We start from the raw sequence: 18,472 nt of genomic DNA, 5'->3' as shown, positions 1-18,472 counted from the left end.
TGTTTTTAGATTAGGTCAAGAACCAAGTGTAATAGCCCCACAGCATAAGTGGCCATGCCACATAGGGGCTAAACAGCCATTTCCATAACCAAAACTGTGGCAGAAATCCTACACCATGTATAAATCCACCTGAGATACCAATCATGACCATCATCAAAGCACTATGGTTATAGTGCCCATTGGCATCAAGCATTGCACCAGGGTGAATGAGTAATACAGCTGCAAGTGGCAATGCCATCAAAAATGAAATGGCCATTGCAAACTTGTTCGGCTTCCTTTCTTTTGTTGTCATTGCGATCTCTGCCATAATTTATTCCTCATCTAAATCTTGATGATGTTCGATATAGAGGGCACTTAACACACCTGCAAAGCATGCCATCAAGATCCCTAAAATCCAAGCGAAATACCACATAATATTCTCCTATTTGCTTAGACACAGCCTTAGTACAGGCTGTGTGAGTTCTCTTGAACATGTTTGTTGGTAATGACGCCCCACATTTTGTAATAACACCATGTGGTGTAGGCTAAAATTACTGGAACAAATATAGAAGCCACTACAGTCATTACCGTTAGGGTATTTTTACTCGAAACAGCGTCCCACATGGTTAAGCTTACAGTAGGATTGATACTCGACGGCATTAAGAACGGGAACAGAGCAAAACCAGCAGTTAAAATTGAACCTGTTACAGCTAAAGTCGAACCTGTAAAGCTCATACCTGCTTTATTTTTTCCTGCACCGAAGATGATCAGGATGCCCCCCAAGATTGCTGAAACTGGTGCCAGTATCGTGATCGGGTAAGTTGAATAGTTATTCATCCAACCGTGGTTGCCTGTAGTCAAAACTTCTTTTGCCAATGGGTTTGCAACAGCATTGGTATCAAAAGGTTTGACTAAGGTATAGCCCTCGATTCCACCAAAATACAGCCAAGCGCCAACAGCTAAGAAACATACCAAAAATATTGTACCCATGAGTTGAGTGGCTTTTGCTGAACGTTGACGTAATACCCCATCAGTACGAAGCATTAACCAAGCACCACCATGTGCACAAAGCATTGATAAACTGACAATACCGCAAACTAAAGCAAAAGGATTGAGCAGCGCAAAGAAACTACCTGTATAGGTTGATCGTACAGTCTCATCCAAGGTAAACGGTACACCCAAGAACATATTACCAAAAGCAACACCGAACACCAGTGCAGGTACCGCGCCACCTATGCATAAACCCCAATCCCATGAGTTGCGCCATTTGGTATTTTCAAGTTTAGAACGGTAGTCGAAACCAACAGGTCTGAGGAATAGTGCGAATAAGACCAGTAGCAGTGCCCAATACATACCTGAGAATGCTGTGGCATAGACCATTGGCCAGGCTGCAAAGAGCGCACCACCGGCAGTGACAAACCAGACTTGGTTGCCTTCCCAGTGTGGAGCAATCGTGTTAATGGCTGCACGACGCTCGTCGTCTGTTTTACCTACAAATGGCATCAATGCCATTGAGCCCATATCGAAACCATCGGTGAGTGCAAAGCCGATCAGTAAGACACCAACCAGAACCCACCAGATAATTTTGAGAAGTTCATATTCGATCATGATTGAGCCTCCCCAGCTTGAGCTTGTTGAGCTTCAAGTTTTTCAAAGTGATATTTACCAGTATGTAAAGAACTTGGTCCTAAACGTGAGAACTTGATCATGAGATACATTTCAATAATCAACAGCACAGTATAGAACGCTGCTAATGCAATGATTGAACCCCATACATCACCAGTGCTTAAACTTGATGCGGATAGGTGTGTAGGGAGAACTTCACCAATGGTCCAAGGTTGACGACCACCTTCAGCGACATACCAGCCAGTTTGTGCTGCAATCCAAGGAAGTGGTAAAGCAAACAGTGCAAATTTAAGTAACCATGGTTTATTTTCAGCATTTCGTTTTGCTACTGCAAAAGTTGCAAGGATAAATAGAAGGAGCATTAAGAAACCAGAAGCCACCATTGCACGGAAAGAAAAGAACAATGCTGTTACGTTAGGAATCGTATCTTTGGTGGCTGCCTGAATATGTGCTTCAGAAGCATCAGTGACATTTTCAGTATATTTTTTAAGGAGTAAGCCATAACCTAAATCTTTTTGGTTCTCTTTAAAAGATGCCATAAGTTCAGGAGAACGATCACCGGCACGAAGTTTTTCAAGTTCACTATAAGCCACCATACCATTGCGGATACGTGCTTCATGTTGAACCATTAAATCTTTAAGACCCGTTACTTCTTTATCCAATGAACGTGTTGCAATAATCCCCATAGCATAGGGAATTTTTATGGCATAGTCAGTACGTTGTTCTTCTTGGTTCGGAATACCAAATAAAGTAAACGGTGCAGGCGCTGGGTGAGTTTCCCATTCAGACTCGATTGCAGCCAGTTTTGTTTTTTGAACATCACCCAGTTCATAACCAGATTCGTCACCCAGTAAAATAACAGAAAGTGTTGATGCTAAACCAAAAATTGCAGCGATGGCGAAAGAGCGACGCGCAAAAGGTAAATCACGTTTTTTCAATAAGTAATAGCTTGAAATGGCTAAAACAAAGATTGCCCCAGTGACATAACCTGCTGAAACAGTGTGCACAAATTTTACCTGAGCAACAGGGTTAAAAATCAAAGCACCAAAATCTACAAGTTCCATACGCATGGTTTCAAAATTAAATTCTGAACCGACAGGATTTTGCATCCAACCATTGGCAACTAAAATCCACAGTGCAGATAAATTCGAACCGAGCGCAACCAACCATGTCACACTTAAATGTTGAACTTTTGAAAGGCGATCCCAGCCAAAGAAGAATAAACCAATAAAAGTTGATTCTAAAAAGAATGCCATCAATCCTTCAATGGCAAGAGGCGCACCAAAAATATCACCAACATAGTGAGAATAGTACGCCCAGTTTGTACCGAACTGGAATTCCATAGTCAGACCAGTGGTTACGCCTAGAGCAAAGTTAATACCGAAAAGTTTGCCCCAGAATTTGGTCATGTCTTTATAGATTTCTTTACCAGAAATCACATAAGTGGTTTCCATAATGGCAAGAATAAAAGCCAGACCGAGAGTAAGAGGTACAAATATAAAGTGATACATCGCGGTCATTGCAAATTGGAACCGCGAAAGATCGACCACGCTTTCAGAAATCATCAACGTGTCTCCTTGATTTGGGAAGGACTGCCAGCAATACGCTCAGCAACTTGGTTATCAAAATCTTTAGGAATAGTCGGCGCATCAAACCAGATATGTTTGATCGTCATTAAAAGTGCAATCTTAATTATTAATATGATTGCAATTTCTCTAACTAACCGACGGTTTAAATCATTAGGTTTTAAGCTCATGCGTTAAGCCTATTATTTAAATATGCTTATATTATTAAACAAAACACAACAAGAAATAAATAGATAAAACAGTTAAAATAAAAATATATTATTAAACTTAATTAAAACAGTGGCTTATTATTTTTGTATGTTAAAAAATATACTAAAAAACAAGGGTTTTAAAGTTGATCAAAATACTTAGAATTAATAAAAATAAAACCAACTAAAATGGTATTGTTTAGATTTTATTAAACCAACTAAAATGGTTTGATTTATTCTTAATCAAGAATAAACTTGATGGAAATGGTTGGTTTAATTCCGATGTATTATTTTTATTAAAAATAGAATTTAGAGAATCAAAAAATAGCTGAGATTTTTAGTAGGCTTTATTCGCCCTGATTAAAAATTCAAAAAAAGATCAATTAAATGAGAACTGTCATTGATTTAGTGATGAAATATAAGCTGTGTTTTTTTGTTCTGGAATATACAGTATTGTCTAAATTTTATTCATTTTAACTAATCAATAGGAAGGCACGGGATAAAAGAGGGAATTTTATGAAATGTTTAGTTGTTATTGGGCCTTTAATCAATGATATGTGTATGTCACCGCATGGCAGAGACACCCATTATGGCTCTACTTGATCATGTTCATGAATGGAGTATTAAAGATCGATATGCAACAGACTTTGCTCGGATATTAGTGTACGAAGAGCATTTTTTTTACAAAACCGCATAGGATTCACGAATAGAGAAACATCAATGTGCAGAGTTGGTTTTGGTACAGACTCCAATAATTGCTTTTAGTATAGGGATGGTTGAGTTTTCTGTGATACTCAAAAGCTCATTTGTTTGAGTTTGGGTATCGGATTTTACTCATGATCATTCATTTGTTTAGGAACTTCAACATAGACCGAATCATTTCATCTATACATTGGTGATTGCTTCACTTTGATCCCTACGGTGGAATGCACGCCTGATCATATGGCATCTTAAAATGAATATTGAAAATTACATTATTGGACATCTGCGTATCAAAATCACAGTTGTACGTGTTATGCATATACAAAACTGAAAAGTTAAACCAAGCTCAAATCGATTCATAGCTTAAGCGTTTTCAAACTAAAATTATAAAATGGACAAACTGATGAACTTCTGAGCATCTTGAATGCTGATGATCGACCCATAAAGTAGTCACAAAAAAGATGTGGAATTAATCCTAGTCTGAACTAAATAGCTGATTGGATGTAGAAATTTTCTTGGCGATGTAATGGGATTTTCGGAAACGGATTAAGATGATTTGGGATTGAAACTCTAGTTCACCAAACTCAGGTTCAACTTGGACATAGTGAAGTTGACCATTTTCATCACGTACACGCGCTTGCGCAGAAAAACCGGGACGCGCATTGCCGCTTGATACTGTTGCAAGGCGTCCAAGTAAATCCACTTGATTGGTCGTAATTTTAGGTTTAATCACTTGATCAAGACAGTGAATCATAAACACTGTAAAAAAAATTGCGATCACCAATGCTGGCAAAATCACATAATACCAAGCAGCAAATTCTTGTTTGGTGGCAAATATGGATAATTGTAAAAAATAGCCTGCAAAACTAAAGTTGAGCAATAAAAAAACGAAGATAAGAACTTTTGAAAATTTTACTTGTAAAAGTGGGGATTCAATCAACCAATCAGGAGACACTTTTTTAAGAAAAGTACTCGGTCGGATGCCTAGATAATAGCCAAAAGTTTCTGCCATGCTCAGTAAAATTAAAGCCAATACACTGAAATGAAAGGGCATTAATTCATGTTCAAATAGGAATTGTAGCATGGCAGCATCCTTGATCATTCATCTACAATGTAGATTCCACCATCCGAATGAACTGAAATATTAACTTTTTCCAGCTTATCACCAAGACACGGACCAGAAATACAGACACCTGTTTCGACTTCAAATAAAGCCCCATGAGTTGAACATTGTATATACTCTCCGTCTTGATCTAAAAATTGATTTTCAAGAAACTCAAGTTCTGTTTGAAGATGCGGGCACACGTTTTGATAGGCATAAAAAGCCCCATCCCGTTGAGTGATAAAAATTGTATCACCTGTCATTGTGTCGAAGGCACGTGCTTTACGCTCTTCGATTTCATCGGTCATTGCAATTTTTTCAGCCATTTTATGCACATTCCTTTTTGAATGTTTCGAGGAGATTTGCGTATTCTTTAATTTCCAAACGTGGTCCAAATTGAGCCACCACCTCACTAGAAACAAGAATAGCAAGTTGTGCAGCTGTTTGTAAATTTTCACCACAATTTAACGCATATAAGAATGCACCAGAAAATGCATCGCCAGCACCATTCGCATCAACGGCATTGACTTTACGACCAGGGACATAAAAATGTTGATCTTGATTCGAGACTAAAGCACCTTTCGCACTTAAAGTAATCACGACATCTTGGCTCAAGGTTTTTAACTTCGCCAAAGCCGCTTCGACAGTATCCGTTTCCGTATACAGCATAGCTTCTTGTTCATTACAGAAAATCAGATCAACACCATCGTCAAGTAATTCGTTTAAACCTTGACGAGCGTACTGCACCATGGCCGGATCGGAAAGGGTAAGGGCGATTTTAACATTATGTTCACGTGCAATTTGGCGTGCTTGCTTGACAGCTAAGCGTGCAGTATCACTGGTGGATAAATAACCTTCAATATAGAGCCATTGGGCTGTTTTCAAAGGTTCAAAATCCATTTGCTGTGCTGAAAGTTCCGCAGTAATTCCTAAATAGGTCTGCATGGTACGTTCCGAGTCATCACTGACAAGTACCATACACGTTCCTGTTACACCTTCGCTGATTGATTTTTGTGAAGTTATGATTCCCGCATCATTCAAACCGTCAAGATAAATACGCCCCAATTCATCATTACCTACACGGCAAGCATAAAATGCTGAAGAACCCAATGCGCTGAATGCAACTGTGGTATTGGCAGCAGAACCCCCTGAGGCTTGCCCTTTATAAACTTGGCTGGCATTTAAATTGTTGTAGAGTTGTGCTTGAGTGTCACCATCAGCCAATTGCATGGTGCCTTTTTGCAAATTTTGTTCAGTTAAAAAGTCATCTGAAACTCTAAATTCTTGGTCAATTAATGCATTACCAATTGCAAAAAGATCAACTGTTGCCATGTTCTTCATCACATCAATGTTAAAAAACTAAAGTTTACACCAATGCTTAGCTTTACAGTAGTTTGTTGAAAAAATCATTTATGAATAAAGCGCTACATTCTTCAATTTTTATAAGTTCTGCTATTGCACAGCTATTGAATAGTTCCTAAGATTCAAACACAAGCTCTATCTTGAGTTCGCTATATCATCAGGTTATAGATCGAGAATAGATAAAAGTTGAGTCAATGGTCTATCGTTTTTTAAACACATTGGAGATTGAGTGAATATTTTAATTCAGCAGGTTGATCAATTGCCTGCACAAATTCAAGATTTAGCCATTATTGCTGAAAAAGAAGGTTTTCACTTTATTCAACGGCTGATTGACGAATTTCAACAAGGAAAAAATAAATTTAATCGTCAAGGTGAGTTTCTGTTGGTGGCATTTGATGAAGATAAACTGGTTGCTTGTGGTGGTCTAAATATTCAAATGAGCGAAGATAGTGAGACCAATCAAAAGCCTGAAACACAGCATAAAATCGGTCGTGTGCGTCGTTTCTATGTTTTACCTGAATATCGAAAAACCGGTTTAGGCAAACGTTTATTACAAGAACTTGAAAAAAAAGCAAAATCTCATTTTTCTGCACTGTGCTTAAATAGCGAAAAAGATGCAGCACCATTTTATCAAAAGCAGAATTATGTATTTGTTGAAAATCACCCGAATTATAATTATTTCAAATATCTGATTTAATGAATTGAAAATTTTTTCTCCAAAAAGGTTTTTAGTGCTGCTCAAACAAAGTAATGGGTAAGCATGAGTCTATTGGAGAACAGTGATTTTGGGGATTGATCTAAATTAACCTGAATTCATTATAAAATTCTGGATGCAATATGATCCTCGGAAGCATCATCCGTAACTGTTTTAAGGCAGGACTTGTTTTATAATGTATTGTTTCTGTACTTATTAAATAGCTTATTGAATAGATTGCTGGTGGCTGGCGAGTTTTGCGTTGAGCAGCGATATTGATGAGAAAGATGATGGCTTTTGTGGAGTTTGATTCCTCAGACTGAAACAAAAGTATGGCGAGCCGCAGACAGATCTAAAAAAGGATAAAAATCAGCAAAATTTCATTAAGTTGATTGCTTTTGAATAAATTAAAGATGTAACTGCTTCGAATTGACATTAAATTAATCTTCGGGACTAAATTTTGAACAATTCACAAATGAATAATTAATAATATAAACATTAATTGGGGGGCAGTATTTATGCTTACCTGACCATAGGCGCCGTGGTGTGCGGTTTTCTGGATAAATCGATTGATCATGGAGAATTAGCGCTGAGTCTTTTCACAGCATCGGCTGTATTATTAAGTGCAATTTTTCTGTGTATTTTTATTACTCAGCGTTGAGATACAGATAAAACAACCGACTCAAATCATGACTTATGAAGATGTTCAGTTCAGACAGCTAAATTTTACAGGGAGGACTGAAGCTTTAGTCATCACTTTTTTATTTCACCTATTTCTCAATCTTTATATTTTAAAAGCAAAGCGTGATTAATTCTGATCAGTTTACTAAGAATTAGTGTTAGGAATGAATCGCATTTATTTAAGTTTCAGTTATACTTAAACGCATAGATAAACATTTAATATTGGAGATCGCATGACTGTAGATGTCACTGAAACCTTATCTCAAACTGTTCATCCTGCGTTTCAGCTGGTACGTCAACACCATGTAGAAGCTTTAGACATTTTAGTGTCTGAATATAAACATAAAGTGACTGGTGCAATGCACTACCATTTGGCTACAGATCACGATGAAAATGTGTTTCTTGTTGCTTTCCGTACTCAACCGATGGACTCCAAAGGTGAGGCACATATTCTTGAACACACAGCTTTGTGTGGTTCAGAAAAATTTCCTGTACGCGACCCATTCTTTTTGATGATTCGCCGTTCATTAAATACATTCATGAATGCGTTCACTGCAGCAGACTGGACAGCGTATCCTTTTGCGACTCAAAACAAAAAAGACTTCCAAAACCTGTTGGAAGTCTATATGGATGCTGCTTTTGCTGCTAATTTAAATCCTTTGGATTTTGCGCAAGAAGGCATTCGTATTGAATTGGAAGATGGTCAGCCAGTTTATAAGGGTGTGGTGTTTAATGAAATGAAAGGTGCAATGAGTTCGCCTTCTGATCAACTTTATCACCAATTGGCACATCATTTATTTCCGAAAACCACATATCATTATAATTCTGGAGGCGATCCTAAGGAGATTCCAGACCTGAGCTATGAAGAATTAGTGGCTTTCTATAAATCACACTATCACCCAAGTAATGCAATCTTCATGACTTTTGGTGACCAATCTGCCTATCATTTGCAAGAACAATTTGAGAAGCTGGCACTTTCTAAGTTTACAAAAGGTGAAACGATCTATTCAAAAGAAGAGCAACGTTTAACATCACCTATTAACGTACAAGAAACCTATGCAGTTGATGCAGAAGATTTAAAAGATAAAACATATCATATTCTGTCGTGGTTATTGCCAAAAACCAGTGATGTCAAACTGCGTTTAGGTATGCGTTTGGTTGAAGGCGTTTTATTGGAGAACTCTGCTTCACCATTACGTCATTATCTTGAGACCTGTGGTTATGCTCAATCTACAGGTCCAATCATGGGCGTAGATGATTCAAACTATGAGATGACTTTCTATTGCGGTGTACAAGGTTCAAATCCTGAACATGCTGAAACCTTTAGACAAGGCGTGTTGAATATTCTGCAGGAGGTTGCTTCAAAACCGATTGACAAGAATATGGTGGATGCGATTTTACATCAAATTGAATTACATCAACGTGAAATCAGTGGTGATGGTACTCCTTATGGTTTAACCCTGATCTTGAATGGTCTAGGTAGCGCAATTCATCACAACGATCCAATTCATGCATGGGATGTGGATAGCGTTATTGCTGAAGTCAAAGAAGAACTTAAGGATCCAATGTGGTTATCGAACTTAATTCAAGTTCATTTATTGGATAATCCACATCGTGTACAAATGACGCTTGTACCAGATGCAGATAAATCTGCACGTGAAGCACAAGAAGAAAAAGCACGTTTGGCAAAAATTGGTGCCGCTTTAAGTGATGCGGATAAAGCTGAAATTATTGCACAAACAGAGGCTTTGAAAATTCGTCAAGAGACACCAGATGATTTAGACCTGTTGCCTAAGGTTGGCTTGGAAGATATTCCCGCTGAGTTGCCCATTGTTCAAGGTCAATTACGCGAAATTATCTGCAACGGGATTGATACACCCTTGAATTTGTATCATGCAGGTACCAATGGCATTTATTATCAGCAAGTATTGATTCAAATTCCTGAACAGATTGTCAAATCTCCTTATTTCAACCTATTGTCCGTTTTAATGGGAGAAGTGGGTGCAGGTGAGTACGACTATTTAGAGCTGCAACAGCTACAAACTGCTGTGAGTGGTGGTTTGGGGATGGGGGCATCGTTACGCTCTAAAACAGATGATAAAGGTCAGATTAGTGCTTGGTTAACGCTGACCACCAAATCATTGACGGATAGATTTGATGCGATTGGATTACTCAAGCTTGCTTTTGAGCAATTACGTTTTGATGAGAAAGACCGTATTATCGAACTACTACAACAGCGCAAGACGCGTTGGGCTTCACGTTTATCTGGTTCAGGTCACAGTTATGCAATGCAAACAGCATCACGACATATGAGTGCTTTGGCTAAACGTGATTATGATAATACCGGTTTAGGGGCGTTAAATTGGCTTGGTGATCTGGTTGCGAAAATTGAAAATGATGTAGATGCTTATAACGAATTCATTGAAGAATTAAAATCAATACATCGTGGTTTAATGCTTGCACCAAAACAATTCTTGTTGGTGTGTGAGGAGCATCATTCAGAACGATTGGTGGAAGAAGTTCAAACAGTCTGGGATAAACTGCGCGTAAATCAAGCACCGATATATTTGTCTAAAGTAGAGCAAGATGATAGTCATGCCGATCAAGCTTGGTTGATTCAAGCCAATGTTCAGTTCTGCGCCTCTGCTTATCAAGCGGTGGAAGTTTCACATCCAGATGCAGCACCCCTGATGGTTCTGGCTGGTTACTTGCGTAATGGTTTCTTACACAGTGCGATCCGTGAAAAAGGTGGTGCCTATGGTGGTGGAGCGAGTTACGATGGCAATGCATGTTCTTTCCGCTTTTATAGTTATCGTGACCCACGCCTTGCAGAAACCTTCCAAGACTTTGATGCAAGTTTAGATTGGCTGTTGAACAAGGAACAGCATGCTTATCAGCTTGAAGAAGCAATTCTGGGGTTGGTTTCAAGTATGGATAAACCCGGTTCTCCGGCAGGTGAAGCAATCACGGCATGTTATGCCTTGCTTCATGGACGCACTCCAGCGTTTAGAAAGCAATTACGTGAACGTTTATTAAACGTTACAATTGATGATCTTAAGCGTGTGACACACACTTATTTGCGAGAGCAAAAACCTGTACGCGCGGTGGTTGCTCCAGTTGCTAAAAAAGATGTGTTGGAACAATTAGGTTTTGAAATTAAAAAAGTCAATTAACTCAAAATAAATTCTTTCTGGAGAATTCTATGTCGTTCAAAAGTTTTGAACGTACACCAGTGAACCTGAGCATCTTAATGATGCTCAGTTTTAGTTTGGTGACCACTGTTTATGCAGATGATGCGGCTCAAGTGAATCCTGCAAGCACTCAAGCTTGTGTGGCACTGGAATCAAATGCAGATCGTTTGGCGTGTTACGATAAGATATTTAAAACGCCTGCAGTTCCTGCTCAAGTGCTGGTTTCAGAACAGCGTGCAGCGATGGATATCGAGAAAGCAAAGCCGGAACCTGTAACGCTTAAAGAAAAAATTGGGCAAACTGCTGAAAATTTATTTGCTATTCATGGCGATAAGATTGATCCAAATACCTCGTTATTGGATCGCCGTTGGGAACTGTCTCAAGACAGTAAACTGGGGACATGGAATATTCGTGCACATCAACCCGTTTATTTGCTTCCAGCTTTTTGGACCAGCAAGAAAAATGAATTTCCCCAAAGTCCAAATCCACAGAATACTGTAAATGAAGATCAGAATTTAAAATCAATGGAAGCCAAATTCCAGATTTCCTTAAAAACCAAGGCAGTGGAGAATCTGTTCGGAAATAATGGTGATCTTTGGCTGGGCTATACTCAATCATCGCGTTGGCAGGTATATAATAGCGAGGAATCTCGTCCATTCAGAGAGACCAATTACGAACCTGAAGCAAGCCTGATGTTTAGAACCAATTATAATTTACTGGGTCTAAATGGTCGTTTGCTGGGATTAACATTAAATCATCAATCAAATGGTCGTTCTGATCCACTTTCACGCAGTTGGAACCGGGTGATTTTAAACCTTGGCTTTGAAAAAGATAATTTTGCATTGATGGTTCGCCCATGGTACCGCATCGAAGAAGACTTCAAAGACGATAATAATCCAGATATTAAAAACTATATTGGACGTGGCGACTTAACAGCATTCTACCGTTGGAATGATAATGATTTTTCGCTGATGCTGCGTCACTCGTTAAAAGGTGGTGATGATTCACATGGGGCGATGCAATTTGATTGGGCATTTCCAATCAAAGGTAAACTTCGTGGACATTTTCAGTTATTTGATGGTTATGGTGAGAGCCTGATTGATTATAATCATCGAGCAACTTATGTTGGCTTAGGTGTTTCTTTGATGAATTGGTACTAGTGATTATTGATGTCCAAATAAAAAAGTCGCTGTTTGATTTGTATGTCAGTTAAAGCTGCTGTTACAAGTAACAACAGCTTTAATTTTTAGAATTCAATGAAGAGATTAAGCGGCTGCTTTATCATGATTGATGAATGCAAGTCCAATTGCACCGACAATACCTGCTGCTGCAATGACCATAAAATTTTGTTCAAGTGGAAGGTTGAGGGTCACGATGTATCCAATAATCAGAGGGGCTAGTATTGCACCTAATCGTCCAATTCCACCCGCCATGCCAATACCTGTTGAGCGAATATTACTTGGATAGAACTGACCACAATATGCATATGCTACAATCTGCGCGCCTGTAGAACATGCACCAACCGCTGCAATAATGAAATAGAGTGTGGACTGAGAATGTTCAAAAGTCATCATATATAAGAATATGCCTCCTAAGAAATACATCGTGACCAAAACCCATTTGATATGAAAACGATCAGCTAGCCACCCACCCACAGCGCAACCCACCACAGCGCCCAGATTTAAAGCAATAACAAAACTCAATGCTGAACCTAAACTATAGCCTGATAACGCCATAAGCTTTGTGAGCCATGTACTGAGTGAATAAATCATAAATAAACCTGTAAAAAATGCGATCCAAAACATCACTGAACTGATCAAGCGACCATCATTGAATAGCTGTGTGATCGAAACATTTTCGGTTTTTGGCTCCATGGGAAACTGAAGTAGAGTGTTTGGGTTCACTGTTAGACTTGGTTCAATATTTTGAATAATTGAATGAAGCTGCGCTTTTTGGTTGCTTTTATTCAGATAAGTCAGTGATTCAGGCAAATACTTGAGAATAAAAGGAATAATGATGATAGGAATTCCAGCTGCAAAAAAGACAACCTGCCAGCCATATGCGAGAATAAATTGTTTACCTAATGCAGCCGCTAAAATGCCACCGACAGCATAGCCTGAAAACATCATTGTGGTCATAAAACTGCGCATTTTTTTGGGTGAAAATTCTGTCATATGCGCAACAATATTTGGCATAACTCCACCAATTCCCAGCCCTGCAATAAAGCGTAATAGGCTAAAACTTACCGGGTCTTTACAAAAACCGGCAGCTGCAGTGAATATGCTAAATAAAAAAACACAAATGGAAATCGTCCATCGACGTCCAATTTTCTCAGATAATCCCCCAAAAAATATTGCACCAAACATCATGCCAAATAGTGCAGAGCTTGCCATAAAACCAGCAGTTGATGCATTAACATGCATTTGTTCCATAATGGATGGAATTGCAGCACCAGCAACTGCAATGTCATAACCATCAATAACAATAATTAAAAAGCACCAAAATAAAATTTTAAAGTGAAATTTGTTAGGTTTTGCTTGGTCAAGGGTTTTCTGTACATCAATGTACTGCATAAGTGTTCCTTACTTAGTTTATGTCAAATTGTTGATATATTTTGTGTTGTTGATAAGAGTTTTTAAACATAATTCTCCTCATCTTTATCTATTTATATTGAAGATTAGAATACAAAATAGACTATTCGAATATATTTAAAAATAAAATAATGTCAATATGTTGATATATATTTTAAATATATAATTATTAAATATTTAAAAAACAATGGCATATATTTTTAATTGTGGATTTTAATAAAATCTATTCAACAATAGTCTGAATTTTATTGTACATACAATATTTTTAAATTACACAAAGAAGATGTGGTTTGTTTTTGAATAAATTAGGTATTGTGAATTATATGTATCAATATATTAATATTTTTAAATCCAGATTTATGCAAATTCACTGGACTATTATCGTAATTGGAGATTTGTTTTAACGTATAATTATAATTTGATAAATTTTTAGTGACTAAATTTCAGTTTAAATCATCTCTTTGTATGAAAACAAACAGTACTCTATTTTAATATTTTAGTGACTTGAGCGGTATTTTTCATCGTACAAATATGATAAAAATGAAAACTTACTTAGCTATATTAGAGAAGTAGCTTATATGGATATCTATCTCTAATGACTAAAAATGATAAAGCAAGTTTGGATCAAGTCTAATGTCAAATGAACAGATTAGCGCACATGATGCTAATTTATATGCCATCAATAACCGTTTAACCTTTAGACTCTTTCAACTCGGCAATACGCTTGATCGTATGAGTAGTAAAGAACTTGGTGTTTCTCCAGTGCACTGGGCTGTACTTGGAGCATTGTCAAGAGCGCAGGTAAGAGAGGGAATGTCTTTTTCTGATTTGACAGAATATCTTGGGGTAAGCCGACAAAACCTAGATGGTGTTCTTAAGCGTTTAGAGCGTGACCAACATGTCATTCGTTTCGCAGATCAAATTGATCGTCGTGCAAAAAAAGTGATGTTAACGGAACAGGGGCATGTATTTTGGAATCAGTTGCAGTTAAAAGTTTATGAATTTTATCGTCAGGCGATGGAGGGTTTTTTATTTGATGATAAAGTCACTTTTGTACATTTTTTGAATAAACTGAATAAAGGAATGCAGAATGTAAAGCTTGAAGATCAAGAATAAAGCGGTGATGCTTATAAAATCTTAAACGCTTTCTTTAAAACAAAAGCCATGTCATCTCGTTGATATGGCTTTTGTTTTCATTTTACTCGTTCAGACTTGCTTGCTTCTCAATATCTTCCTGTATGGCTTTTTGCTCAGGTTCAACTAAAAAACCTCCTGTTTGTCGTTGCCATAAATGTGCATAAATACCATTTTGAGCAATCAACTCTTCATGTGTGCCTTGTTCGGCAATATGACCTTGATCCAACACAATCAAGCGATCCATCTGGGCGATGGTGGACAGTCGATGCGCAATGGCAATGACTGTTTTATTTTCCATCAATTCATCAAGGCTGGATTGAATCGCAGCTTCCACCTCAGAGTCCAAGGCGCTGGTCGCTTCATCTAATATTAAAATGGGTGCATCTTTTAAAAATACACGAGCAATGGCAATCCGTTGACGTTGTCCACCAGAAAGTTTGACACCACGCTCTCCCACATAGGCATCGTAACCTGTACGTCCTCTTAAATCCGAAAGTTGAGGAATAAACTCATCTGCTTTGGCTTTACGTACTGCTTCATACATTTCTTCGTCAGTCGCATCAGGGCGACCATATTTAATATTTTCCGCAACAGTACGATGTAATAGAGATGTATCTTGTGTAACAAGTGCAATATTTTTTCTCAAACTGTCTTGAGTAACTTCTTCAATGTTCTGACCATCAATACTGATTTTTCCGTTATTGATGGTGTAGAAATGCAGTAATAGCTGAATCAGTGTCGATTTACCCGCACCAGAGCGCCCCACAATACCAATTTTTTCACCAGGCTGGATGTTTAAATTAAAGTGATCAATCACATTTTTACTATTATAGGCAAAAGTGACATCCTCGAAACGTATATTACCTTGGCTCACCACAAGTGGTTTTGCACCGTCTTTATCTTGGATACTAATAGGGCGACCGAGTGTTTGCATACCATCTTGAATTGTACCTACATTTTCAAACAGGGCAGATGTTTGCCACATCATAAACTCAGCCATACTGTTTAATTTGAGAATCATGGCTGTGGTTGCGGCAATCACACCGATGGCAGCCTGACCTTGTAACCATAACCAAACCGCAGTGCCCAAAACACCAAAAAATAAAACTGCAGTCAGTAGGTTAATGCAGATTTCATAGGAAGTGCCTAAACGCATTTGCTTGAACACAGTGCGCATAAACTCTTTCATTGATTCTTTTGCATATTGGCTTTCACGTCCTGCATGTGCAAATAGTTTTACGGTTTGAATGTTGGTATAGGCATCGGTTACACGACCAGTCATGACTGCACGAGCATCTGCTTGTTCTTTGGAAATACGTCCTAATCTTGGAATAAAATATTTTGCTGCGCTGATAAATAGTGCTAACCAAACCAACAGTGGAATCAGCAAAATTGGAGAAATTGAGCCTAATACAATACTGATGGTAATGAAGTAAATCACTACATAAGTCACCATATCACCCAAGATCACCCAGAACTCACGTACAGCAAGGGCTGTTTGCATGACTTTGGCCGACAAACGTCCTGCAAAATCATTGTGGAAAAAGTCCAAACCTTGACGAAGCAATAGATTATGGAATCTCCAACGCAAACGCATCGGAAAACTGCTATACAAAATTTGATGTCTGACAATAGATTGCATATTGGCGAAAAAAATATTCGCGAACAAGATGAGTGAAAGCACAATCAAATTTTGTCGGTGATTGGTCAAAAACTCTTCGGGTTTTGATTGCGTCAACCAATCCACGAGATGACCAATTTGTGAAAAAAATAGTGCTTCAAAGCTGGCTGTTGCAGCAGTGAACAGTATTAAGATCAATAAATAGCGTTTAACACCAGTGGCAGCCTGCCAAACGAAAGCAAAGAATGTCGTGGGTAATGGTTCGTTTAAACCTTTCGATGGATATGGATCTACTAACTTTTCAAACCATTGCAGCAACATAAAATCCTCATGGAAATTTTATAGATTGATTAAATTATAGGGACGGAATGATGTTATTGACTGAGCTGCTGTAATTGGTTTAAGCAGAATTCAGCAATATTGGGAGATTAAATCGGCTAAGTTTAATTGTATCGTTTAAGTGAGAATTACACCAGTTTTTATATCGAAAAAAAGCGATTTGCTATATTGATCATGTAAACTCTACTCTTGATCGAAGTATTTGAATCACTGAAATGGATATTCAATTATTGAATATCCATTTCAGTGTGTAGGGAAGGCTTATCTTAAAATATTTTTATCGACATGCTGGATATTCACTTTCCCGCAAAATGCCATACTTAAATCCAGTTCTTTTTGGATTATTTCCAAGACACGATATACGCCTTGTTCTCCATAAGCACCTAAACCATAAATAAATGCTCGACCAATTAAACAGCCTTTAGCACCTAGAGCAATGGCTTTTAAAACATCCTGTCCAGAGCGAATACCACTGTCAATATAGACCTCCGTTTGGTTGCCTACAGCAAGCACAATTTCTTCTAGTACTGAAATGCTCGATGGAGCACTGTCCAATTGACGACCACCATGATTTGAAACAACAATTGCGTCTGCTCCAGCATTAACAGCAGCGATTGCATCGTCTACTTCCATAATGCCTTTGATAATTAGTTTACCGCCCCATTGTTGTTTAACCCATTCGACATCTTTCCAACTTAACTTCATGTCAAACTGCTCAGTTGTCCATGCAGCTAAAGAACCAGTATTACTGATGCCATCGACATGACCGACAATGTTACCAAAACTTCTTCTTGATGTTCCAAGCATAGCGAAGCACCAAGCGGGTTTGGTGCACATATTGATGAGATTGCCCAAGGTTAATTTTGGAGGCGCTGACAAGCCATTTTTAATGTCTTTATGACGTTGTCCCATGATTTGTAAGTCAGCCGTTAAAACCAATGCCGAACATTTAGCATTTTTTGCGCGCTGAATAAGCTGCTGCATAAAATGACGATCTTTCATCATATACAGCTGAAACCAAAATGGTTGTGTGGTTGCGGCAGCGACATCTTCAATTGAACAAATGCTCATGGTTGACATGATATAGGGAATACCAAATTTTTCGGCAGCTTTAGCAGCCAGGATTTCACCATCGGCATGTTGCATACCAATTAAGCCTGTAGGCGCCAATGCGACAGGCATGGATACTGATTGTCCTAACATTTTAGTGTTCACGGAACGATTGTCCATGTCCACCAAAACTTTTTGTCGAAACAGGTATTTTTTAAAATCTTCACTGTTTTGCTGCCATGTCTGCTCTGTCCATGAACCTGAATCACAATAGTCAACAAACATTTTAGGAACACGTCGGTGATAAATCTCGCGCATATCTGCAACGCAGGTGATTTTTTGTAATGTATTCATGATACTTCCTTAATGAATTGTGCAACTGCAATTCAAATTGTTATTGGACATAAGTTGTGGCGGTTATTTTAAATTGATTATTTTAACAATGAGTAAAAAATAGATGAAAAGTAAACTAAATGATTGAATTTTACTCGTTGAGTGTAATGCAAGAATCTTTCCTTTAAACACTGGCTGTTTGTTTATTTATAGGGATTTTTTAGATGTTAAATCAAAAAAAGTACTGCATTTTCTGTCTATCTCATCATGCATTTGGAAAGATAAAAACG

Annotated in this window: 15 protein-coding genes; 4 read left to right on the top strand and 11 right to left on the bottom strand. The window is 38.0% G+C overall.

What is annotated here, in order from left to right; all coding sequences use genetic code 11:
* Positions 1-10: 10 nt before the first annotated feature.
* From OSH00_RS06855 to OSH00_RS06820, 8 genes are all read right to left on the bottom strand, one after another.
* A complete protein-coding gene (locus OSH00_RS06855; RefSeq protein ID WP_004830434.1) occupies positions 11-307 on the bottom strand; it encodes a cyd operon YbgE family protein in 297 nt (98 codons plus the stop codon).
* Positions 308-310: 3 nt separating this feature from the next.
* A complete protein-coding gene (gene cydX, locus OSH00_RS06850) occupies positions 311-412 on the bottom strand; it encodes a cytochrome bd-I oxidase subunit CydX (protein ID WP_002120988.1) in 102 nt (33 codons plus the stop codon).
* A gap of 29 nt (positions 413-441) precedes the next feature.
* Positions 442-1,587, bottom strand: coding sequence for a cytochrome d ubiquinol oxidase subunit II (gene cydB / locus OSH00_RS06845; protein WP_004830436.1), 1,146 nt, complete (start codon positions 1,585-1,587; stop codon positions 442-444).
* Positions 1,584-3,170, bottom strand: coding sequence for a cytochrome ubiquinol oxidase subunit I (locus tag OSH00_RS06840; RefSeq protein ID WP_004830438.1), 1,587 nt, complete (start codon positions 3,168-3,170; stop codon positions 1,584-1,586). Before OSH00_RS06840 ends, cydB begins: the two co-directional genes overlap by 4 nt.
* Positions 3,170-3,361: a cytochrome oxidase putative small subunit CydP gene (gene cydP, locus OSH00_RS06835; protein ID WP_004830439.1), complete on the bottom strand. Its 192-nt coding sequence runs from the start codon at positions 3,359-3,361 to the stop codon at positions 3,170-3,172. Before cydP ends, OSH00_RS06840 begins: the two co-directional genes overlap by 1 nt.
* Positions 3,362-4,556: 1,195 nt before the next feature.
* On the bottom strand, positions 4,557-5,165 hold the full coding sequence (locus tag OSH00_RS06830; protein ID WP_266129799.1) for an OB-fold-containig protein: 609 nt from the start codon (positions 5,163-5,165) through the stop codon (positions 4,557-4,559).
* Positions 5,166-5,179: 14 nt separating this feature from the next.
* Positions 5,180-5,491, bottom strand: a complete 312-nt coding sequence (locus tag OSH00_RS06825; protein ID WP_196075437.1) for a Rieske (2Fe-2S) protein — start codon at positions 5,489-5,491, stop codon at positions 5,180-5,182.
* Positions 5,492-5,510: 19 nt separating this feature from the next.
* Complete coding sequence (locus OSH00_RS06820; RefSeq protein ID WP_266129798.1) at positions 5,511-6,515, bottom strand: adenosine kinase; 1,005 nt, start codon at positions 6,513-6,515, stop codon at positions 5,511-5,513.
* 259 nt (positions 6,516-6,774) lie between these two features.
* On the opposite strand from OSH00_RS06820, the gene OSH00_RS06815 reads away from it, so the two are divergent.
* From OSH00_RS06815 to OSH00_RS06805, 3 genes are all read left to right on the top strand, one after another.
* A complete protein-coding gene (locus OSH00_RS06815) occupies positions 6,775-7,242 on the top strand; it encodes a GNAT family N-acetyltransferase (protein ID WP_196075428.1) in 468 nt (155 codons plus the stop codon).
* A 911-nt stretch (positions 7,243-8,153) separates the two neighbouring features.
* On the top strand, positions 8,154-11,093 hold the full coding sequence (locus tag OSH00_RS06810) for an insulinase family protein (protein WP_266129797.1): 2,940 nt from the start codon (positions 8,154-8,156) through the stop codon (positions 11,091-11,093).
* Positions 11,094-11,122: 29 nt separating this feature from the next.
* Entirely contained in the window at positions 11,123-12,271 is a 1,149-nt protein-coding gene (locus tag OSH00_RS06805; protein ID WP_266129796.1) for a phospholipase A, read from the top strand.
* 105 nt (positions 12,272-12,376) lie between these two features.
* Here the strand turns inward: OSH00_RS06805 and OSH00_RS06800 are convergent, their stop codons facing one another.
* Positions 12,377-13,684, bottom strand: coding sequence for an MFS transporter (locus OSH00_RS06800; protein ID WP_266129795.1), 1,308 nt, complete (start codon positions 13,682-13,684; stop codon positions 12,377-12,379).
* Positions 13,685-14,335: 651 nt separating this feature from the next.
* Here OSH00_RS06800 and OSH00_RS06795 point away from each other — a divergent pair.
* The gene (locus OSH00_RS06795) at positions 14,336-14,818 is read left to right on the top strand and encodes a MarR family winged helix-turn-helix transcriptional regulator (RefSeq protein ID WP_266129794.1); all 483 of its coding nucleotides are present in this window, start codon (positions 14,336-14,338) and stop codon (positions 14,816-14,818) included.
* An 82-nt stretch (positions 14,819-14,900) separates the two neighbouring features.
* Here OSH00_RS06795 and OSH00_RS06790 read toward each other — a convergent pair whose 3' ends face one another.
* Positions 14,901-16,778 carry an ABC transporter ATP-binding protein gene (locus OSH00_RS06790; protein WP_266129855.1) on the bottom strand — a complete coding sequence of 626 codons (1,878 nt, stop codon included), beginning with the start codon at positions 16,776-16,778 and terminating at the stop codon, positions 14,901-14,903.
* Between the two features lie 282 nt (positions 16,779-17,060).
* The gene (locus OSH00_RS06785; protein WP_266129793.1) at positions 17,061-18,203 is read right to left on the bottom strand and encodes an alpha-hydroxy acid oxidase; all 1,143 of its coding nucleotides are present in this window, start codon (positions 18,201-18,203) and stop codon (positions 17,061-17,063) included.
* Between the last annotated feature and the right edge of the window lie 269 nt (positions 18,204-18,472).

The sequence above is a fragment of the Acinetobacter nematophilus genome, assembly GCF_026344175.1.
Classification (GTDB): domain Bacteria; phylum Pseudomonadota; class Gammaproteobacteria; order Pseudomonadales; family Moraxellaceae; genus Acinetobacter; species Acinetobacter nematophilus.
Note: the sequence above shows the minus strand (reverse complement) of the source record. Positions and strands in the feature narration are given on the sequence as shown.